General features: G+C 39.7%; 20 protein-coding genes. 17 read left to right on the forward strand and 3 right to left on the reverse strand.

Annotation, left to right across the window (positions count from 1 at the left end; all coding sequences use genetic code 11):
* The first annotated feature begins 73 nt into the window (after positions 1-73).
* From tolC to RB214_RS14400, 3 genes are all read left to right on the forward strand, one after another.
* Positions 74-1,429 carry an outer membrane channel protein TolC gene (gene tolC, locus RB214_RS14390; protein WP_309167641.1) on the forward strand — a complete coding sequence of 452 codons (1,356 nt, stop codon included), beginning with the start codon at positions 74-76 and terminating at the stop codon, positions 1,427-1,429.
* Between the two features lie 111 nt (positions 1,430-1,540).
* Positions 1,541-2,470 carry an LpxL/LpxP family Kdo(2)-lipid IV(A) lauroyl/palmitoleoyl acyltransferase gene (lpxL, locus tag RB214_RS14395; RefSeq protein ID WP_149593920.1) on the forward strand — a complete coding sequence of 310 codons (930 nt, stop codon included), beginning with the start codon at positions 1,541-1,543 and terminating at the stop codon, positions 2,468-2,470.
* 41 nt (positions 2,471-2,511) lie between these two features.
* Positions 2,512-3,084, forward strand: coding sequence for a toxin co-regulated pilus biosynthesis Q family protein (locus tag RB214_RS14400; RefSeq protein WP_024596226.1), 573 nt, complete (start codon positions 2,512-2,514; stop codon positions 3,082-3,084).
* Positions 3,085-3,155: 71 nt separating this feature from the next.
* Here the strand turns inward: RB214_RS14400 and glnE are convergent, their stop codons facing one another.
* A complete protein-coding gene (glnE, locus tag RB214_RS14405; protein ID WP_309167642.1) occupies positions 3,156-5,951 on the reverse strand; it encodes a bifunctional [glutamate--ammonia ligase]-adenylyl-L-tyrosine phosphorylase/[glutamate--ammonia-ligase] adenylyltransferase in 2,796 nt (931 codons plus the stop codon).
* Positions 5,952-6,028: 77 nt separating this feature from the next.
* Here glnE and RB214_RS14410 point away from each other — a divergent pair, with 77 nt between their 5' ends.
* From RB214_RS14410 to RB214_RS14440, 7 genes are all read left to right on the forward strand, one after another.
* On the forward strand, positions 6,029-6,922 hold the full coding sequence (locus tag RB214_RS14410) for a hypothetical protein (RefSeq protein ID WP_002961952.1): 894 nt from the start codon (positions 6,029-6,031) through the stop codon (positions 6,920-6,922).
* Between the two features lie 65 nt (positions 6,923-6,987).
* Positions 6,988-7,518, forward strand: coding sequence for a hypothetical protein (locus RB214_RS14415; RefSeq protein WP_309167643.1), 531 nt, complete (start codon positions 6,988-6,990; stop codon positions 7,516-7,518).
* Between the two features lie 37 nt (positions 7,519-7,555).
* A complete protein-coding gene (rsmE, locus tag RB214_RS14420; protein ID WP_309167644.1) occupies positions 7,556-8,290 on the forward strand; it encodes a 16S rRNA (uracil(1498)-N(3))-methyltransferase in 735 nt (244 codons plus the stop codon).
* Positions 8,291-8,344: 54 nt separating this feature from the next.
* The gene (gene gshB, locus RB214_RS14425; protein WP_309167645.1) at positions 8,345-9,295 is read left to right on the forward strand and encodes a glutathione synthase; all 951 of its coding nucleotides are present in this window, start codon (positions 8,345-8,347) and stop codon (positions 9,293-9,295) included.
* Positions 9,296-9,451: 156 nt separating this feature from the next.
* Positions 9,452-10,009: a YqgE/AlgH family protein gene (locus RB214_RS14430; RefSeq protein WP_309167646.1), complete on the forward strand. Its 558-nt coding sequence runs from the start codon at positions 9,452-9,454 to the stop codon at positions 10,007-10,009.
* Positions 10,010-10,046: 37 nt separating this feature from the next.
* The gene (gene ruvX / locus RB214_RS14435) at positions 10,047-10,496 is read left to right on the forward strand and encodes a Holliday junction resolvase RuvX (RefSeq protein ID WP_002961947.1); all 450 of its coding nucleotides are present in this window, start codon (positions 10,047-10,049) and stop codon (positions 10,494-10,496) included.
* 139 nt (positions 10,497-10,635) lie between these two features.
* The gene (locus RB214_RS14440) at positions 10,636-11,964 is read left to right on the forward strand and encodes an IS4 family transposase (protein ID WP_375144327.1); all 1,329 of its coding nucleotides are present in this window, start codon (positions 10,636-10,638) and stop codon (positions 11,962-11,964) included.
* Between the two features lie 43 nt (positions 11,965-12,007).
* Here RB214_RS14440 and RB214_RS14445 read toward each other — a convergent pair whose 3' ends face one another.
* Positions 12,008-13,144: a PilT/PilU family type 4a pilus ATPase gene (locus tag RB214_RS14445; protein ID WP_309167647.1), complete on the reverse strand. Its 1,137-nt coding sequence runs from the start codon at positions 13,142-13,144 to the stop codon at positions 12,008-12,010.
* Positions 13,145-13,153: 9 nt separating this feature from the next.
* Complete coding sequence (locus RB214_RS14450; RefSeq protein WP_309167648.1) at positions 13,154-14,194, reverse strand: type IV pilus twitching motility protein PilT; 1,041 nt, start codon at positions 14,192-14,194, stop codon at positions 13,154-13,156.
* A gap of 2 nt (positions 14,195-14,196) precedes the next feature.
* Here RB214_RS14450 and RB214_RS14455 point away from each other — a divergent pair, with 2 nt between their 5' ends.
* From RB214_RS14455 to RB214_RS14485, 7 genes are all read left to right on the forward strand, one after another.
* Positions 14,197-14,910 (forward strand): YggS family pyridoxal phosphate-dependent enzyme, encoded by a 714-nt coding sequence (locus RB214_RS14455; protein WP_182196817.1) that lies wholly within the window; start codon positions 14,197-14,199, stop codon positions 14,908-14,910.
* A 17-nt stretch (positions 14,911-14,927) separates the two neighbouring features.
* Positions 14,928-15,749 carry a pyrroline-5-carboxylate reductase gene (gene proC, locus RB214_RS14460; protein ID WP_002962567.1) on the forward strand — a complete coding sequence of 274 codons (822 nt, stop codon included), beginning with the start codon at positions 14,928-14,930 and terminating at the stop codon, positions 15,747-15,749.
* Between the two features lie 26 nt (positions 15,750-15,775).
* A complete protein-coding gene (locus tag RB214_RS14465; RefSeq protein ID WP_309167649.1) occupies positions 15,776-16,309 on the forward strand; it encodes a YggT family protein in 534 nt (177 codons plus the stop codon).
* Positions 16,310-16,369: 60 nt separating this feature from the next.
* Positions 16,370-16,813 carry a DUF4426 domain-containing protein gene (locus RB214_RS14470; protein ID WP_309167650.1) on the forward strand — a complete coding sequence of 148 codons (444 nt, stop codon included), beginning with the start codon at positions 16,370-16,372 and terminating at the stop codon, positions 16,811-16,813.
* 4 nt (positions 16,814-16,817) lie between these two features.
* Positions 16,818-17,417, forward strand: a complete 600-nt coding sequence (locus tag RB214_RS14475) for an XTP/dITP diphosphatase (protein ID WP_309167651.1) — start codon at positions 16,818-16,820, stop codon at positions 17,415-17,417.
* On the forward strand, positions 17,414-18,550 hold the full coding sequence (gene hemW / locus RB214_RS14480; RefSeq protein ID WP_309167652.1) for a radical SAM family heme chaperone HemW: 1,137 nt from the start codon (positions 17,414-17,416) through the stop codon (positions 18,548-18,550). Before RB214_RS14475 ends, hemW begins: the two co-directional genes overlap by 4 nt.
* Before the next feature lie 79 nt (positions 18,551-18,629).
* Entirely contained in the window at positions 18,630-20,465 is a 1,836-nt protein-coding gene (locus tag RB214_RS14485; protein ID WP_309167653.1) for a DUF885 domain-containing protein, read from the forward strand.
* Positions 20,466-20,481: the final 16 nt, after the last annotated feature.

Below are 20,481 nucleotides of genomic sequence, written 5' to 3' on the forward strand. Positions count from 1 at the left end.
TATTTTTTTTGTTATGGAGTAAAACAGGTTAACATGCTTTTAGTACAAAAATTGTCTAAGGACCGAACCCCACATGAAAAAGAACATTCTTGCGGCGCTAGTTAGTTTATCATGCGCACTAGGTGCAACAGCAGTGAAAGCTGAAGATTTACTACAAGTTTTTGAAATAGCGACAGCTAACGATCCTACTGTTTTAAAAGCCAAAGCCCAAGCTGATGCACAGTCTTACCAAAGCGATTTGGCGATGAGTGCACTACTACCTCAAATTGGTTTAACCATGGGTTATACAAAAAGCGATGCAACGTCGTACCAAAGCGTTGGCGACTTATCTAACCAAGTAAAAGTTGAAAGTGACACAGACCAATTCTCTCGTGGTGTAAGTTTAAGCCAAACATTATTTGATTTAGGTGCCTGGAATACGTTAGATATTGCCGACAAGCAAGCACTTCAAGCAAGCGGCCTATACGATGCAGCTAAACAAAACTTAATTGTACGCGTTGCTGAGGGTTATTTTAACGTATTAAGTGCCAGCGATAACCTTGAATTTGTCGAAGCTGAAAAACGTGCAATTGAACGTCAGCTTGAGCAAACAAAACAACGTTATGCGGTAGGCTTAACAGCTATTACAGACGTACACGAAGCGCAAGCTCAGTTTGATAACTCGGTAGCTCAAGAAATTATTGCAGGTAATGCTGTAGAAACAGCACGCGAGCAGCTTCGTGAGATTACAGGTAAATACCACGAAAAATTAGATTTTTTAAATACAGATACTTTCTCAACAACTAAACCAACTAAGCGCTCAAGCGACTTTGTTAAAGTAGCTGAAGATAAAAATATCAACCTGCAGGTGTCTAAAGTAACGGTTGATATTGCAAAAGATCAAATTGAATTAGCAAAAGCAGGCCATTATCCAAAACTAACTCTAAGTGCAAATTATGGTGACTCTCTTACAGACACTCAAATAAATGGCGCTAATTTTGATGATCAACCACGTTCAGACTCAAGCTCTGTTGGGCTTAACTTTAGCGTGCCTTTGTATTCAGGTGGTGCAACAGTTGCTGCAACAAATCAGGCCCGTGCGTTTTACGTAGGTGCTAGCCAAGATTACGAAACAAACTACCGTGCAGTTACACGTACTGTCATTACTTCTTACAACCAAGTTGTTTCAGATATTGCGACTTACAAAGCGCTAGAGCAAGCGGTTGTTTCAGCTCAAAGTGCCCTTAAAGCAACTGAAGCCGGTTTTGAAGTAGGTACTCGTACCATTGTTGACGTACTAGTGAGTACGCAAAATTTATACGATGCAAAACGTAACCTTGCTGATGTGCGCTACCGTTATGTGTTATCTACCCTTCGCTTAAAACAAGCTGCGGGTACACTAACAAGTGAAGATTTAGTTGCTATAAACCAAGGTTTAAAATCAGCTTAACTTTTACAGCTAAACATAATATAGATTTATTCAAAGCCAGCATGTAGCTGGCTTTTTGTATTTTATAGCGCTTAGCGTTAAACTATCGTTTTTATTCTCAGAGAGATTTTTGTGGTCACTTCATCTCCTTTTAAAGCATCTTTTTTAGGCCCTCGATACTGGTTAACGTGGGTTGGCGTTTTATTTCTATATTTGATTTCTTGGTTGCCACAAAAACTACAGCTGGCAATGGGTAAACAACTTGGCCGCTTAGTCCATAAATTTATGAAACGCCGCCGCCATATTGCAGAAGTAAACATTAAACTGTGTTTTCCTGATATGAGCGAAGCAGATCAAAAAAAACTTGTACTAAAAAATATGGAAAACACCGGCATTGCAATGGTTGAAACAGGCATGGCTTGGTGGTGGCCGCAGTGGCGAGTAAAAAGTGTATATGGCTCAATCAAAGGTTTGGAGCATTTTGAGCGCGTACAGGCATCTGGTAAAGGTGTTTTATTACTTGTTCCCCACATTTTGCATCTTGAAATGGCAAGTCGTGTAATGGGATTAAAATGCCAAGGTTTAGGCTTTTATCGCCCTCATAACAACGCTCTAATGGAATACTTTACAACTAATGGCCGCCTTCGTTCTAACGAATACTTAATTGGCAGGAAAGATGTAAAAGGCTTACTAAAATCATTAAAAAATAAAAAAGTATGCTATTACTTACCTGACCAAGATTACGGCCGTAACCGCTGTGAGTTTGTGCCATTTTACGCAGTCCCTGACACAGCAACGACAACAGGTACTCTTATGTTTGCTGGCAGTAAAAACTGCGAAACTATGAGCTTAATCTCGCGCCGTGACGAAAATGGTAAGTATCATTTAGAGGTAGTGCCTGAGCTTGAAAACTTCCCAAGTGGTGATGATAAAGCTGATGTAACACGCGTTAATCAACGCGTAGAGCTATGTATAAATGCAGCTCCTGAACAATACATGTGGCTACACCGTCGCTTTAAAACTCGACCGGATAAGAATACCCCTTCTTTTTACAAAAAGTAATGGTATAACAATAATAGGAACAAATAAGGTGGGTAATAATCATGTGGTTTTGGATTAGACATTTATCATTTGCAGCCGTGCTAATAGCACTCGCCGTATACTTTTTAGTGGGTGATGGTTCTGTATTTGATATTAAAAAATCTAAAAATGCAGCCGCCGAAGGACTATCACGCTTTTACTCCTCCATTCGTAACCAAGTAAAAAGTAATAAAGAACGAGATCAATTTGTTTTAAAACTTAAAACACCAGAACAAACCTTGGATAGAGTATTGGCTGAACGTGCGCGAACAGTAGATCCAATGCCGACCACTTGGACTGGAGAGGTTGAACCTAGGCGCTTTGAAAATGGCACAACCCTTAAAGATGTACTTAATCAATATGCTAAAAACGAGGGAATTGAGCTCTACTGGTACTTAAGTAAAGATTACGTAGTTAAAGATCATTTTAGAGTAGACAGTAACTTTACTTCAGCACTGTACCAAATTGGACGCGCTATAAATGATGACTTTGAGCATGAGGTTTATACTTACTTTTGCCATAAACAAAGAGCAGCGGTTATTACCGAGTTACCATCAGAATTTGTACGTACAAACTGTTTAAAACTAAAGGTTTAAGGGTTTACACATACAAAAACCCAAGCAAGCGCTTGGGTTTTTCAATTCAATTCAATTCAATTCAATTCAATTCAATTCAATTCAAAAATACTATTCCAAATATTAGTTACGTTAGTAATATCTTGTAAAAACGTTTCTCGCGGGATCAATTTGCCTTTTTGCTCCAAGCTCAATACGTGATAACACGAGCGGTAATCAATATACGCTTTTATCAACTGCTGCTTTTGCTCTTTAGTAATACAACCTATATTTGCCGCATCCGTTAATATTCTTACGTTGTCTGAGTAAACTGTAAGCTGTTCAAACTCGTTTGCGTGTTTAAGTACTAAATATTGCGTAATAAACTCAATATCAGCCATGCCACCAACATCTTGTTTTAAATCAAATTGATCAATATTTCCCTTCGCTAGATGGTCGCGCATTTTTTCGCGCATTTTTATTACATCAGCTTTTAGCACGGTATCATCGCGCTGCTGGCAAAGTATATTTTTACGAATTTGTGAAAAACGATCTATCAGATCGTTTTGACCTAAAATTAATCGAGCCCGAACAAGTGCTTGATGCTCCCACGTCCATGCTTGAGTTTGCTGATAGTGATTAAAGCTCTCTAAATTGATAGCCAGTAAACCCGATGCACCTTCAGGGCGAAGTCGTGTATCAAGCTCATACAAAATACCTGAAGCAGTACGAGTATTAAATAAATGCATTAGGCGCTGAGCGAGCTTTAAATAAAACTGACGAGAATCTATCTGTTTTTCACCATTAGTTAGGCTTGAGCCATCATGATTATGCACAAACACCAAATCTAGATCTGAGTCGTACCCGACTTCTAAACCACCTGTTTTACCATATGCAATAACAGCAAAACCTTTATTCTCATCATCTGTGCCAGGGGGCATCCCAAAGCGCTTAACAGTGTTATGCCATGCAATATTAACGGCTTGGTCAACAATCGCCTCTGCCAGTACGGTTAAATGATCGCTTACTTTCATTACATCAAGAACACCGGTTGCATCGGCGGCAGCAATTCGTAATTGATGAGTTTGCTTAAATTGCCTAAGCGACTCCATTTGCAGTTCTAAATCGTCATGCTCTATTCGTAAAAAATACTGTCTTATTTCATCTTTATACGCTGTGAGCGGGGTCGGCTTATAAAGAACTGCGGGGTCTATTAGTTCATCAAGTAATATGGGGTAGCGAGAAATATGCTCCCCTATCCATTTGCTATGACAACACAGTAAAACAAGTTGCTTTAATGCACCTTGGTTTTCGTAAAGCAATTCTAAATAGGCAGTACGCGAAATTATCTTATTAAAAATTTGGCAAACCATTGTGAAAGCTGCTGCACTGGCATTAAAGTCATTTAATTGATTTAGTAAAACAGGCATTAACTTATCAAGAGTGTCACGCCCTCGGTTACCTATATTTACCTTAGACAGCCTTAATTTAAAATCGTTAAGGGGTGCTTGCCATTCATCTCTGGCCTCTTTTAAAAAGCTCACATCACCATGATCCCAAGCACTAATAAATGCGCCTTCACAGGTATCAAGTGGCGCAGTTTCCTCGCCAATCACAAGTGCAAACTCACCGTTAACCTGCTTCATCACCTTTTCTATAGTGTTTAAAGTGGCAGAGAAATCAGCTTGTTCTAATAATAAATTTAAGCGCTGCTGATTCAATTCATCATCAGGGAGTGTTTGCGTTTGCTGATCGTCAAATATTTGAAGGTACTGCTCAACTTTTCGCAAATAAAGGTAATTGCGCTTAAGCTCGCTTGCTTCTTGCTCATCTATAACTTGGTTAAGTGCCAACTCATTTAATGCTTTGAGTAAAGATTGGGTTTGTAAATTAGCCTCTCGCCCACCTCGAACCATTTGCAGGGCTTGCACTATAAATTCAACTTCACGAATACCACCTGCACCGAGCTTTATATTATTAGTTAAGCGTTTACGGCGCACTTCTTGTGCAATCATTAACTTCATTTTACGCAAGGATTCAATCACCGAAAAATCAATATATCGGCGGTAAACAAACGGCTTTAAAAGCTTAATAAATTCATCCCAATATTTATTAGGCGTGCCAATTAAGCGCCCTTTTAACATGGCGAAGCGTTCCCAGTCGCGCCCTTGTTCTTGGTAGTAATCTTCAATGGCATTAAAGCTCATAACCAAAGGGCCGCTTTCGCCAAACGGACGCAACCGCATGTCTACTCTAAATACTTGCCCATCACCGGTGGCTTGGTTAAGTGCTGCAATCAGTTTTTGTGCAACTTTGGTATAAAACACTTGGGCCTCAAGGCTTCTGCGGCCACCTTGGGTTTTTGTGCTGCGCGGATACGCAAAAATAAGATCAATATCAGAGGAATAATTTAGCTCCTGTCCGCCAAGCTTCCCCATCCCCAATACCATTAGCGGCATTGCTTGGTTTTGCTCATCAAGCGGTTCACCATTTACTTTTGCCACCTGTGCATGCGCCCATTGGTTGGCGCTATTAATTAGCATGTCAGCCAGTTGGCTTATATAATTAATACTATCGGCAATGGGGTTATTACAGCATAAATCTAAAAAGGCGACTTTAAGCCAGTACTTTTCACGATATTGACGAAGTACTTTATGACACTGTGCTTCATCAAGGTCAGCTAAATTCAGGTTTTTAAAAGGAGAATCTATTACTCTATTTTGTATTTCGTCTTTGCATAATAGCCAGGTATTTAAATCAGGTTGTGACTCTAAACTGCGCCAAGCAAAGTCGCTTAATGCTAATAACCTTACAACTTCACTTTGTTTACTTTGCTGCGGGTATAACTGTTCAAAGCGCATCAAGCCAAGTTTTTGTAATTGAATAGGAAGTTGCTTTACGTTACTCATCAATCCTCTCTTTTATATCATCAATAACCGTACTAGAATGATTAAAACCTAGAAAGGTTAACTTAATTAGGATCACCATGTCATATTTGTCTTTATCTAACACTAGTTTTATTGCGATTGCCATTAGTTTTGCGGTTATTTGCATAACTATTTTTTGTTTACGAGTTGTCACTCAAATCAAAGCAAAACAAGCACTTAAAGATGAGTTAGCGCAACACGACAACTTTGCCATGGGTATTAGTTTTGCATCTGAAATATCGGTTGTTATAGCCACTATAGCCTTTTTATTTGACGAAATAAGCGTAAGCACTGCACAGTCAAACCCGTTAAAAGTGTTAATTATTATTGTTCTCTTATTCACTTTTATAAAAGTGGGCCATTTAATTCACAGAAAATGGATACTCCACAGATTTAATGAAGAAGCTGCCATACTAAAACAAAATGTATGTGCTGCATTGGTAGACTCAGGAATGTTAATCGCTAACTGTATTATTGCTCTGGGCTTGTACACGTGGACGCACACCCAAGGGTTTAGCAACTTACTTATTGCTTGCGTTAGCTTTTTTACACTTCAGGGGATGTTTGCACTTGATAGCAAAATACGAGAACACCGTTTTGCAAAAGCAAACCAAGGTGCGTCACTACAAAGTAACTTTAACCTAGAAAATACATCTATTGGTATAAGATATGCTGGAAAATCAATTGGCTTAGCGTTGGCTGTATATGCTGGTTTATCTAGCGCAGCATTTCAAAACGGTAAAATGGTTGAAAACATATTTACACTTGTAATGCATTGCGGTGTAATGTGGATACTACTTTACGGCTTAACGTATGTGATAAAAGTTATCTCTTTACCAAATATTGATACGGCTCTTGAAATAGACCATCAAGATAATATTGGGGTAGCATGCATAGAATTTGCTGTTTTTTGTGCTATAGGTTATTTACTTATTAGTATGTTTTCTCTTTAGATCTTTTTTACTGAAAATACAGCAATTAAAACGTCTGCATTTAAGTAATAATGGTAATTACTTAGATGCAACAAGGTCCTAGCTCTATGCCGCCTGAAATAACGAACTATTTGTTAATTGACATAGACAACGAATTTAGCCGCGCATTTGCCGAATACTATGTAAATAGTAATGGCATAACAAAAGCGAGTACACTTATTGCTGCAGGGAGTAATACCCGCCAATTAGTAAAAATGATGTTTGACGAGCTTATTAAAGACTATAGTTATTGCGATCTTGAAAACGAAATAAGCGTTTCTGAGTTAATTAATTACTTAAAAGATCATCACGATTTACACGGGGTCCCTTTCAATAGCACCGATTATTTACTCGCAAGTGATAAGCAACGCTTTATTTATAACTCATTGCATAAAGAACGCTTTTTAATAAATCTTGATGATACAGACTATACACTAAGCCGGGTTACCGATGAGACGTTAACGGAACCTTCGCAAAATCATCACGATATAGCGCATACCCCACAAGATTTAATAGATCTCGCCGAACAACTTAATAAAAAAAATAATTGCGCACAGCCCCCAGCTTACTTACCATAGCAATATATATTTTACGCTATGTAGTAAGTGACGCTCTATGCGAGTTCCTCATATTTATCAAACATCGAGTATTGCCCTAAACACCCCTGTAACTTTAGATGACGATGCTGCAGGGCATATTGGCAGAGTGCTGCGCATGAAAGTAAGCGAGCATGTATCTATTTTTAATGGCGAAGGTGGCGAATACCTTAGTGAAATAATTGAGGTAACAAAAAAAACAGTCGTCGTAATGCCATTAGAACTTAACCCTCACGATGTAGAATCTCCACTTAAAATTCATTTAGGTCAGTGTGTATCCCGTGGTGATAAAATGGATTTTACAATTCAAAAGTCAGTTGAACTAGGTATTACCGAAATCACCCCTATTTTTAGTCAACGCTGTGGTGTGAAACTAATGGGCGATCGTCTTGAGAAAAAACACCAACAATGGCAAAAAATTGCAATTGCTGCGGCTGAGCAGTCAGGGCGTAATTTTGTGCCAATTATTCACCCACCTATAGATTTAAAACAATGGCTTGCACAACAAACCGATGCAATTAAGCTCACTCTTCACCCTCGTGCTGAGCACAGCATTAAAACCATTACGGTACCTAAAGATGGCGTACGCTTTTTAGTAGGCCCCGAAGGTGGCTTTACCGACGATGAAATGGCACTAACCAAACAACTAGAGTTTGTAGATATTCGCTTAGGCCCGCGCGTTTTACGAACGGAAACAGCCGCTTTAACGGTCTTAAGTGCATTACAACTTCAATTTGGCGATTTAGCTAATTGAAATAACTAAAAGCACCCTCATATAAACAGTAACATTTATAGTAAGGCACAGCGCATGGCAATTAAGTTAGGTATTATTTCAGATCCTATTAGTGGATTTAACATCAAAAAAGACACCGGTTTTGCAATGATGATGCAAGCGCAAGAACGTGGCTACGAAATTCATTATATGGAGATGGACGATTTATCTCTTCGTAAAGGCAAGTCGTACGCTACAGCGTCTAAAGCGCAAGTGTTTAATAATGCAGAAAAATGGTATGAGCTTGAAGAAAAAGCCACTATAGCCCTTGCCGATCTTGACGTAATTTTAATGCGTAAAGACCCTCCTTTTGATACTGAATACATTTACGCGACGTATATTTTAGAGCGTGCTGAACAAGAAGGTACGTTAATAATTAACAAGCCACAAAGCCTTCGCGATGCTAACGAAAAGCTGTTTACAGCATGGTTTAGCGAGCATACGCCAGACACACTTGTTACACGTAGCCAAAAACAAATTCGTGAATTTTTAGCACAGCATAAAGACATTATTTTAAAGCCGCTTGATGGCATGGGTGGCGCATCTATTTTTCGCCTTAGAGAAGACGATGCCAACATTGGTGTAATTTGTGAAACACTAACTGAGCATGGCAGTCGCTTTGCTATGGTGCAAAATTACATCCCAGAGATCAAACAAGGCGATAAGCGCGTATTGGTTATTGATGGCGAAGTGATTCCGTATTGTTTAGCACGTATTCCACAAAATGGTGAAACACGCGGTAATTTGGCTGCAGGCGGTCGAGGCGAAGCGCGTCCGCTTAGCGAATCAGATTTAAAAATAGCGCAAGCTGTTGCACCAACACTTAAAGAAAAAGGCTTAATATTTGTAGGTTTAGATATCATTGGCGATAAATTAACGGAGATTAACGTAACAGCACCAACGTGCGTACGCGAAATTGAAGCGGCTTATGACATTTCTATCACAGGTATTTTGTTTGATGCCATTGAAAGAAAGTTAGCTAAATAGGCACCTACCTGTCGTTATTAAAAAGCGCTTTCGTGTTATAAATCTTAATATAATTGTTGATTATTAATTTTTAAACCGTATGAAAGTGCTTTTTTAGTTTTAAAAACAAAGGTATGTGCCATACTCAAAGTTCATTAACTAAAAAGGGTGAAATCTATGCAGTCATTAGAAAATCATTTTTTAATCGCGATGCCGTCAATGCAAGACCCTTTTTTTAAACGTGCTGTTACCTATATTTGTGAGCACAATGAAGATGGGGCTATGGGCTTGGTAATAAACCAACCTATTGATGTTACTGTTGGCGAACTTTTAGATAAAATAGAAATTGATAACGACAAAACGCAAAACGCAGCAAAAGTAACTGTGTTTGCAGGTGGACCCGTTAAAACTGACCGTGGTTTTGTACTGCACTCTCCCCAATCGGGTTATTCAGCAAGTCAAAAACTCAGTAGCGATATTATGATCACTACCTCAAAAGACGTTCTAGCAAACTTAACCACTGCACAAGCACCAGAGCAGTTTATTATTACACTTGGTTATTCAGGGTGGGAGCAAGGACAACTCGAACAAGAGTTACTTGATAACAGCTGGTTGATCATAGAAGCCGATCCGAAGATCATTTTTGATACCCCCGTTGAAAAACGATGGGAAAAAGCAGTTTCAATGTTGGGCTTTGATATTAGCCAACTCAGCCCTGAAGCTGGTCACGCATAATAGTAACTAACCCTTAGCAAACTTAAACAAGATACACATGACAAAAAAATCGCTTAAGCCGCAAGGCGAACGCACTGTAATGGGCTTTGACTTTGGCACCAAAAGTATTGGTATTGCTATTGGGCAAGAGTTAACCGGCAGTGCGTCTAGCCTTAAGGCTGTAAAAGCACAAGATGGTATTCCTAATTGGGACCATATCGCCGTACAAGTAGCCGAGTGGCAGCCTGACTTAATGGTTGTTGGTTTACCACTAAATATGGATGGAACATCACAAGAGGTTACCTTTAAAGCAAAAAAGTTTGCCAACAGATTGCATAATCATTATGGCATTCCTGTGCAAACACAGGATGAGCGCTTAACGACAGCGGACGCTAAAGCGCGACTTTTTGAAAGTGGCGGCTATAAAAACTTAGGTAAAGGTAACGTAGATAATATGTCTGCGGTTATTATTTTAGAAAGCTTTTTTGAATCTAGTTACGGTGAATAAACTGGCTATATAAATAACCCTTTATACAAATAAAAAAAGCGCCAATTGGCTAATGCCGATCAGTTAAGAAAATGACCGGTTGACCGATCCAAACGATCATGCAAAATCCGTAGTTAGGAAACTAACTACGGATTTTTTTGTGAATATAGAACAAGCACTGCAAGCAACACTTGAAGAAAGCAGCCGATACCATACCTTTGAAAAATTATCAGAAATTCTTGACCCTGAAATCATTGAACAAGGTTTTCAACAAGCTGGGATTGCAACCGTTCGTAAGCGAAGGTTACCGCTTGAAGCCGTTTTGTGGTCAGTTATTGGCATGGCATTGTTTCGAAAAGAATCAGTTTGGAATATCGCTAATAAGCTAGATATCATGTTACCTGGCAAGAACCAACTCGTTGCTCCAAGTGCGATGGTACAGGCGAGACAAAGGTTAGGTGATGATTCCGTTAAACACGTTTTCAATAAATCTGCTCAATCAATGTATAAGCAACAGTCATTCGAAACATGGAATGGTTTGAACCTATTAGCTGTTGACGGTGTTGTGTGGCGAACAGCCGACACGCCTGATAATCGTAAAGCCTTCTCTTCAGGTAGCAACCAATACGGTGATACAGCCTTTCCTCAAATACGCATGGTTTGTCATATGGAATTGACCAGCCATCAACTTCTCAGTAGCGAGTTTGATAACTATAAAACCAACGAGATGAAATTAGCTGAGCGTTTAATTGAACGTACACCAGATAATTCACTGACTATGTTTGATAAAGGATATTATTCTTTAGGCCTGTTAAACCGTTGGCACCAAACTGGGGAGATGAGGCACTGGCTGATACCAGCAAGGCCCGACTTACAGTATGAAATCATCTCCAGCGCGGGTAAAAATGACCATATCATTGAATTGAAAACCACAAAGCATGCACAAAAAAACTTTCCCGATGTTCCTGAAACGATTAAAGCGAGATTAATCAGCAAAACAATAAAGGGCAAAAGCTACCGTATATTAACCTCGATGACGGATAGATTGCGTTATCCAGGTAATGAAATTGTTGAATTATATTGTCATCGTTGGGAGATAGAACTTGGGTTTAGAGAAATCAAACAAACCATGCTTGATAGCGCATACCATTTAAGAAGCAAGCGTCCAGACATGGTGCGTCAGGAGCTATGGGGCGTGTTACTCGCCTATAATTTAATACGAAGAATAATGACGATGGCGGCGACAGTTACAGGGATATGGCCTAACCAGCTTAGTTTCTCTAGCAGTTCGATGGCTGTCATTCAGTATTTCTCGTCAGTATCTATAATGAGTCCAGGAAACATTCCAATACACTGGCAGCACTTACTCAATACACTGGTCTTATTTAAGCTTCCAGCTAGACGAGAGGATAGAAGATATCCCCGATGGGTTAAGCCAAAACCATCTAAGTATCCCCATAAAAAGAAAAATGCCAGTCAGCTTAACTGACTGGCATTAGCCAATTGGCGCTTTTTTATTGATTACTTTTAAATTATTGATCCCTATTTTTATCATCAAGGCCATCAATAGTAACGCCCTGTAAAAAGCCCGCACCTTGTTGTTCGTTATTGCGCAGTTTTATCATTAAGCGTAAATCATTTGGCGAGTCAGCATGGTGCAGTGCATCAGCGTAGTTAATTCGCTGCTGTCTGTACAACTCAAATAACGCTTGGTCAAAGGTTTGCATGCCCATTTCTTTCGACTTAGCCATTGCCTCTTTAATTCCGCCAATATCACCATTTTTTATCAGTTCAGCGACCATTGGTGAGTTAAGCAATATTTCAATAGCTGCAACACGGCTTTCACCATCAGCAGTCGGTACTAATTGCTGGGCAACAATGGCGCGTAAGTTAAGTGCTAAGTCATATTTAAGCTTATCGTGTTTTTCTTTTGGAACTAAATGCATGATACGGTCTATTGCTTGGTTGGCGTTATTAGCATGTAGTGTTGCAACACATAGGTGCCCGGTTTCGGCAAAGCTTAGTGCGTATTCCATGGTTTCTTGCGAGCGAATTTCACCAATCAAAATAACATCTGGCGCTTGGCGTAATGAGCTTTTAAGTGCCGACTCAAAGCTTTCTGTATCAAGCCCTACTTCGCGCTGAGTAATAATACTTTTACGATGCTCATGAACAAACTCAATCGGATCTTCAATGGTCAGTATATGACCTCGTTGGTTACGGTTTCGATAACCAATAAGTGCAGCTAGTGAGGTCGACTTACCCGTACCTGTACCACCTACAAACAAGACAAGACCGCGTTTAGACATAATTACATCTGTCAGCGTAGATGGCAGACCTAAATCACTTACATCAGGAATTTGCGTCACAATACGGCGAATAACCATGCCTGCTCTATCGCGCTGCCAAAATGCAGAAATACGAAAACGCCCTTCGTCGGTAGCAATCGCAAAGTTACATTCTTTCGTTGTATGAAACTCTGCTTTTTGCTTTTCGCTCATTGCAGATTCTACTAACTCAAGCGATTGTTCATCAGTAAGTCTATCGTCACTGAGAGCTATTAGCTCGCCGTTTATTTTTGCACTTACAGGTAACTGACTCGATACAAATAGGTCAGAACCCTTTTTCTCAATCATGATGAGTAAAAAGTCGTTTAAAGATAAAGCCATAATAGTTTCTTACCCACCAAATTGTGTTTTGTCTTGCGCTTTTTCTTTCGCTGCTGCAGTAGTGATGATCCCGCGATTAACTAAATTAGTTAAGCACTGATCCATTGTTTGCATGCCTACAGACGCGCCGGTTTGAATAGATGAATACATTTGTGCAATTTTATCTTCACGAATTAAGTTACGAATAGCAGGAACTGCAATCATAATTTCGTGTGCTGCAACACGCCCACCACCAATTTTTTTAAGCAGTGTTTGTGAAATTACCGCACGTAAAGATTCAGATAACATTGAGCGCACCATAGCTTTTTCTTCACCTGGGAATACATCAATAATACGGTCAATAGTTTTTGGTGCAGATGTTGTATGTAGCGTGCCAAACACTAAGTGACCCGTTTCGGCAGCGGTCATTGCAAGACGAATTGTTTCTAAATCACGTAACTCACCCACAAGTATTACATCAGGGTCTTCACGCAATGCACTACGTAGCGCGTTTGAAAAGCTATGTGTATCGCGGTGAACTTCACGTTGGTTAATTAAACTTAATTTATTATCGTGAACAAACTCGATTGGATCTTCTATTGTTAGAATATGGTGATGTTTATTTTGATTTATATAATCGACCATAGCGGCAAGTGTTGTTGATTTACCTGAACCCGTTGGCCCTGTTACTAACACGAGTCCACGTGGGGTATCAGAGATTGTTTTAAAAATATCTGGCGCACCTAAATCATCAAGCGTTAACACTTCACTTGGTATGGTACGAAATACCGCAGCAGGCCCGCGATTAGAGTTAAACGCATTCACACGAAAACGTGCTAAATTAGGCACTTCAAACGAAAAATCCACTTCGAGGTTTTGTTCGTAGTCCTTGCGTTGATTATCGTTCATAATATCGTAAACCAGACTGTTTACGTCTTTGTCTGCAAGGGCTGGTATGTTAATGCGGCGAACATCACCGTCTACGCGTATCATAGGTGAAACACCCGACGATAAATGTAAATCGGATGCTTTGTGTTGCACACTAAACGCTAATAATTCGGTAATATCCATTTATGACTCCACAACTAACTGATAAATATATGGTTACAATAGCAGAACGACTCACATCCGCCTACGCTAGAATTGCAGACGCGGCAAAAAACACACAGCGAAACACTAACGAAGTTACTCTACTAGCAGTGTCTAAAACTAAACCAAGCGAAGATATTATTGCAGCTTATGAGCATGGTCAGCGCGAATTTGGTGAATCTTATGTTCAAGAGGCTATAGATAAAATAGCTCAACTACAGTCATATAGCGACATCATTTGGCATTTCATTGGCCCTATTCAATCAAATAAAAGTGCATTAGTAGCTGCTAACTTTGATTGGGTGCAAAGTGTTGATCGCATAAAAATAGCAAAGCGATTAGATTCCCAGCGCCCAGACGATAAACCACCTCTTAATATACTTATTCAAGTAAATATAAGTAATGAGGAAGCAAAGTCAGGTTGCCGCCGTGATGAAATAGATGAACTTGCCAATTTTATTAACCAATGTGAGCACTTAACACTTCGAGGTTTAATGGCAATTCCCGCTAAAAGCGACAAACTGGATACGCAAATTCAATCTTTTGAGCAATTACAAACTTGCTTTGATAAACTAAAGACCCAATATCCTCAAGTAGATACTTTGTCGATGGGTATGAGTAACGATGTTGAAGCTGCCATTAGCGCAGGCTCAACCATGGTAAGGATCGGCACAGACATTTTTGGAACACGAACTTAAAAGGTGATAACAGATTTATGTCAGATAAAAAAATCGCATTTATAGGCACAGGTAATATGAGCTACGCCATTATTGGTGGCATGGTAAAAAACGGCTTTAACGCAAGTAACATAATTGCGACTAACCGCAACCAAGAAAAGCTTGAAAAGGTAGCATTTGATTTCAAGGTGCAAACCACCAGTGACAATAACGAAGCCCTGCGCGATGCTGATGTAATTGTTTTGTCTGTTAAACCACAAATGATGGGCGATTTATGTAAATCGTTTCAAGAGTCAGGCGTAGACTTTAGCGATAAACTGTTTATTTCTGTTGCTGCGGGCTTAACTGTAAAACGTTTGCGTGAAATGCTAGGCCAAGACGTTAAAATGGTACGTTGCATGCCAAACACGCCATCTTTATTAGGTCGCGGAGTATCAGGTTTATATGGTGCGGGCGAAACACAAAGCGAACACGAATTTGTACAACAAGTTTTTGAATGCACGGGCATTGTTGTATGGGTGGAAAAAGAGTCACAAATTAACGATATTATTGCTGTAACCGGCTCATCACCTGCTTACTTTTTCTTATTTATGGAAGCCATAGAAGAAAAAGCTAAAGCGCTGGGCTTTAACGATGAAGATGCTCGACGTTTAGTGCAACAAACAGCCCTTGGCGCTGCCGAAATGGCACTTAGCCAGCCTGATATTAGTATTTCGCAACTACGTTCAAACGTAACATCTAAAGGCGGTACTACTCACGCAGCTGTTGAGCACTTAAAAGATGAAGGCTTAACTAAAACCGTTGGCGATGCAATGGATGCGTGTATTGCGCGTGCAGAGCAAATGGAAAAAGAACTTTAAAACCACTTTTTATTGAAGGTTACACTATGAATGCCATGCAATTTTTAATCAGTACCCTGTTTGATTTGTTTTTAATGGTGGTATTACTGCGCTTTTGGCTGCAGTGGGCAAAAGCCGACTTTTATAATCCAATGAGCCAGTTTGTGGTTAAAGCCACGTCGTTTGCGGTAAAACCACTGCGTAAAATCATTCCGGGGTTTGGCGGACTTGATCTAGCATCTCTGTTGCTGGCATTTATAGTGGCTGTAGCCAAAATTAGTACTTTAATGCTTGTTATATATAATGCGTGGGCAATACAGCCTGTGCTTATTCAAGCACTTATAACGGTACTAAAAGAAGGCCTTAAGTTAGTATTTTGGGTACTTATTATTCGCGCTATTTTAAGTTGGGTTAGCCAAGGCTATAACCCTATAGAAGCGGTTTTCCACCAGCTTACTGAACCAATGCTAAAACCAATTCGTAAAATATTGCCATCAATGGGTGGCTTAGATTTATCAGTTTTAGTGCTTATTATTGGTATTCAGTTTTTGCAAATGCTGCTTATGGATTTTTTAGTCTAATATGGATTTTTTAATTAGAGGCCCAAAGGCCTCTTTTTTATATGTTTTGAGGAATACATAATGAACCGTTTAATTAAGTTTTGTTTTATTGCTTGTTTAGCATTTGCATTTAACGCGCAAAGCGAAGAAATGCAGGGCGCACAATACAAGGAGCTTGGCCCTTGGCAAGTCCATTACATCGCCTTTCCTTCTACTTTTATTCAGCCAAAAATAGCAAAAGCATACAACCTTGAGCGCAGTGGCTACAAAGGGGTTGTAAACATTTCTATATTAAAAAATGATGCCGATAAAACAGCACAAACGGCAAAGCTTACAGGCACAGCTAAAAACCTACTTGGCAACAAACAAACGCTTACTTTTAAAGAAGTAAAAGAAGGTGATTCAATTTATTACCTTGCCCAAGTTGATTACACCAACGAAGAAATTTTACGCTTTGAAATTGAAATACAGCAAAGTAATCAATTTCAAAAATTACAGTTTCAGCAAAAATTTTACGTAGATTAATAACATGACCAAAACTTTAGTACTTGCCACAGGTAATCCTGGCAAAGTAAAAGAGCTCGCTAACATGCTAAGCTCTTTGAATATTAATGTAGTTCCACAGAGCGATTTTAACGTAAGTGAAGTTGCCGAAACCGGCACTACCTTTGTTGAAAATGCCATTATTAAAGCACGCCATGTCGCTAAAATTACCGGCATGCCAGCTATTGCTGATGACTCAGGTTTGGAAGTGGATGGCTTAAATGGTGCGCCCGGTGTGTATTCAGCCCGCTTTGCAGGCACAGGTGCTAGCGATCAAGATAACATCGATAAGTTACTCGTTGATTTAGGTGATAACCCTATTCGTAGTGCGCGTTTTTGGTGTGTACTAGTATTAATGCGCCACGCAGATGACCCCACTCCTCTTATTTGTAGTGCGAGTTGGGAAGGCGAAATTACGCTCACTCAAAATGGTAACGGTGGCTTTGGTTACGACCCAGTGTTTTTTGTAGCAGAGCAAAACTGTACCAGTGCTGAGCTCACAAAAGAGCAAAAAAATGCAGTGAGTCATCGCGGACAAGCGCTGCAAAAATTATTACTAGAACTACAGCAAAAAGGCGGCCTGTGAACCTTCCACCACTGAGCTTATATGTGCACGTGCCTTGGTGCGTGCAAAAATGCCCGTACTGCGATTTTAATAGCCACGGACAAAAAGGTGAAATACCTGAAGCTGAATATGTTCAACACTTAATTGATGACTTAAAAGCAGATTTGCACTTAGTGCAAGGACGTAAAATTCACAGCATTTTTATTGGTGGCGGCACGCCAAGCCTATTAACTGGTGCAGCTTATACCCGATTATTAAATGAAGTCGACAACCTAATTGGGCTTGAAGAACACTGCGAAATTACCCTTGAAGCCAACCCTGGTACAGTAGAAACAGGTCGCTTTAAAGATTACGTAAAAGCAGGCATTAACCGTATTTCTATCGGTGTGCAAAGCATGCAAAACGACAAGTTAAAAGCACTTGGTCGGATTCATGGCAGCGACGAGGCAAACTATGCTGCGCAACAAGCTAAAGAAGCCGGTTTAAATAGCTTTAATCTTGATTTAATGCATGGCTTACCTGGGCAAACACTTGATGATGCTCTGAGTGATTTAAAACAAATAATAGCGCTCGATCCTCCGCATATATCTTGGTATCAATTAACTATTGAGCCCAATACTCAGTTTGCTTCAAAGCCCCCTACCTTGCCACAAGACGAAACACTGTGGGACATTCAAGAACAAGGGGTTGAGTTACTCGCACAAGCCGGTTACGTGCAATACGAAATATCGGGCTATGCAAAACCGGGCTATCAATGCCAACATAACTTAAATTATTGGCGTTTTGGCGATTATCTCGGTATTGGCTGTGGCGCGCATGGTAAGGTTACTGATGCAAATACAGGGCTTATAACGCGTACCGAAAAGGTTAAACATCCACGCGGCTATATGGATTTAATTAAACCATATATGTATAAAAGCTGGCATGTAGAGCAGGACGATTTAGCGTTTGAATTTTTTATGAATCGCTTTCGCCTTGTTGAGTCTTGCCCAATTAATGATTTTAATAAACTAACAACACTGCCGCTGCAAAGTCAGCAAAGTGCATTAAACCAAGCAATAAATAAAGGTTTATTGACTCAAACAGACAGCCATTGGCAGGTAACCTTAAAAGGTCATCGCTTTTTAAATGACCTGCTAGAATTGTTTGTGTAGCGCTAAGGCACTGCACAACAATATAAAACTAATAAATATAAATCACCCTAATGGGTTTCTAACAACAAAAGGGAAAACAATGCGTAAACTTACTTTTATTGCGGCCGCAGTAAGCGTTGCACTACTTGCTGGTTGCCAGCAAACAACACAACAATCTACTTCAGCCCCTATTGCACAAGCAGTTCAATCACAACAAAGTGAAATAGACAAAGCCAATGCATTTTTTGAAGATACATTTAACCGCGATGTAATGAGCAGCCCTGTATATCAAACATACATGGGGATTAAGCAAGATTACGATAAATGGGACGATGGCAGCGAAGAAAGAAAGCTTAAAGATTTAGCACAAACAAAAGCTGACCTAGTTGCATTAAAAGCAATTAATCGTGATTTATTAGATTATGCAACAAAAGTTAGCTACGACTTAAAAAAACAGGATCTTGAAAGCTCAATTGCTGACTTTAAATGGCGCTACCATAATTACCCTGTGAACCAAATGTTTGGTACGCATTCTATGATCCCTGCGTTTTTAATTAATCAGCACTCAATTAGTAATGTAAAAGAAGCTAAAGACTACATTTCACGCCTAAATGGTGTAACTGGTATTATTGATCAGCTTATCGTTGATTTAACTGTACGTGCAGAAAAAGGCATCATAGCCCCTAAATTTGTATTCCCGCATGTTATTGATTCAAGCAAAAACATTATTCACGGTGCACCGTTTGAAAAAGGCGATGATTCTACATTGCTTGCTGACTTTAAACGAAAAGTAACAGCGCTTGAAATTGGCCAAGGCGAAAAAGACTCGTTAATCAGCGATGCATCAGATGCATTAAAATCGGCTGTTAAACCATCTTACTCTAAGCTAATTAATTACCTAGCGCAGCTTGAGAAACGTGCTGATGATCGCGATGGCGCATGGAAATTACCAGATGGCGAAGCGTTTTATAACAACGCACTTAAGCGCACTACAACAACAGATTTAACGGCTAAAGAAATTCATGCAATTGGTTTATCTGAAGTGACACGTATTCATGATGAAATGCGTGAAATTAAAGATAAAGTAGGCTTTAAAGGCGACTTAAAAGCGTTTATGCAGTTTATGAAAACTGACAAACAATTTTACTACCCTAATGATGCACAAGGTAAGCAACGCTACCTTGATGAAGCCACTGGACTTATTGATACAATGAAAACACGCTTAGATGAGTTATTCATTGTTAAACCAAAAGCTGATTTAAAAGTAAAAGCAGTTGAAGCATTCCGTGAAAAAGCAGCGGGCAAAGCATTTTACCAACAGCCAGCTCCAGATGGTTCACGCCCAGGTATTTACTACGCTAACCTTTATGACATGGAAGCTATGCCAACATATCAAATGGAAGCACTTGCTTACCACGAAGGTATTCCGGGTCACCACATGCAAATCGCTATTTCGCAAGAGCTAGAAGGCGTTCCTAAGTTCCGTAAATTTGGTGGTTACACAGCGTATATTGAAGGTTGGGGTTTATACTCAGAGTTCATTCCTAAAGAAATGGGCATGTACTCAGACCCTTACTCAGATTTTGGTCGTCTTTCAATGGAGCTATGGCGCGCATGTCGTCTAGTGGTTGATACGGGTATTCACGCGATGAAGTGGACTCGTCAAGAAGGTATTGATTACTACGTAAATAACACGCCTAATGCAACATCTGACGGTGTTAAAATGGTTGAGCGTCACATTGTAATGCCTTCACAAGCAACGGCTTATAAAGTGGGTATGCTTAAGATTTTAGAGCTTCGTGAAGACGCTAAAAAGCAACTGGGTGATAAGTTTGATATTCGCCAGTTCCACGACGTAGTACTTAAAAATGGTCCTGTACCACTAAATGTACTAGAGAACTTTGTTAATGAATGGGTAGCAAGCAAAAAAGCTTAAAACCAATTTAAACAAT

It is taken from the genome of Pseudoalteromonas sp. HL-AS1 (genome assembly GCF_031198785.1).
Taxonomy (GTDB): Bacteria; Pseudomonadota; Gammaproteobacteria; order Enterobacterales; family Alteromonadaceae; genus Pseudoalteromonas; species Pseudoalteromonas distincta.

Coding starts and splice junctions, on each gene's coding strand:
- RB214_RS14450 (WP_309167648.1), bottom strand. CDS start 14,194: ATGGATATTACCGAATTATTAGCGTTTAGTGTGCAACACAAAGCATCC.
- RB214_RS14410 (WP_002961952.1), top strand. CDS start 6,029: ATGTCATATTTGTCTTTATCTAACACTAGTTTTATTGCGATTGCCATT.
- RB214_RS14470 (WP_309167650.1), top strand. CDS start 16,370: ATGAACCGTTTAATTAAGTTTTGTTTTATTGCTTGTTTAGCATTTGCA.
- RB214_RS14465 (WP_309167649.1), top strand. CDS start 15,776: ATGAATGCCATGCAATTTTTAATCAGTACCCTGTTTGATTTGTTTTTA.
- RB214_RS14475 (WP_309167651.1), top strand. CDS start 16,818: ATGACCAAAACTTTAGTACTTGCCACAGGTAATCCTGGCAAAGTAAAA.
- gshB (WP_309167645.1), top strand. CDS start 8,345: ATGGCAATTAAGTTAGGTATTATTTCAGATCCTATTAGTGGATTTAAC.
- RB214_RS14455 (WP_182196817.1), top strand. CDS start 14,197: ATGACTCCACAACTAACTGATAAATATATGGTTACAATAGCAGAACGA.
- rsmE (WP_309167644.1), top strand. CDS start 7,556: ATGCGAGTTCCTCATATTTATCAAACATCGAGTATTGCCCTAAACACC.
- RB214_RS14445 (WP_309167647.1), bottom strand. CDS start 13,144: ATGGCTTTATCTTTAAACGACTTTTTACTCATCATGATTGAGAAAAAG.
- RB214_RS14400 (WP_024596226.1), top strand. CDS start 2,512: ATGTGGTTTTGGATTAGACATTTATCATTTGCAGCCGTGCTAATAGCA.
- RB214_RS14415 (WP_309167643.1), top strand. CDS start 6,988: ATGCAACAAGGTCCTAGCTCTATGCCGCCTGAAATAACGAACTATTTG.
- proC (WP_002962567.1), top strand. CDS start 14,928: ATGTCAGATAAAAAAATCGCATTTATAGGCACAGGTAATATGAGCTAC.
- tolC (WP_309167641.1), top strand. CDS start 74: ATGAAAAAGAACATTCTTGCGGCGCTAGTTAGTTTATCATGCGCACTA.
- RB214_RS14485 (WP_309167653.1), top strand. CDS start 18,630: ATGCGTAAACTTACTTTTATTGCGGCCGCAGTAAGCGTTGCACTACTT.
- ruvX (WP_002961947.1), top strand. CDS start 10,047: ATGACAAAAAAATCGCTTAAGCCGCAAGGCGAACGCACTGTAATGGGC.
- RB214_RS14430 (WP_309167646.1), top strand. CDS start 9,452: ATGCAGTCATTAGAAAATCATTTTTTAATCGCGATGCCGTCAATGCAA.
- glnE (WP_309167642.1), bottom strand. CDS start 5,951: ATGAGTAACGTAAAGCAACTTCCTATTCAATTACAAAAACTTGGCTTG.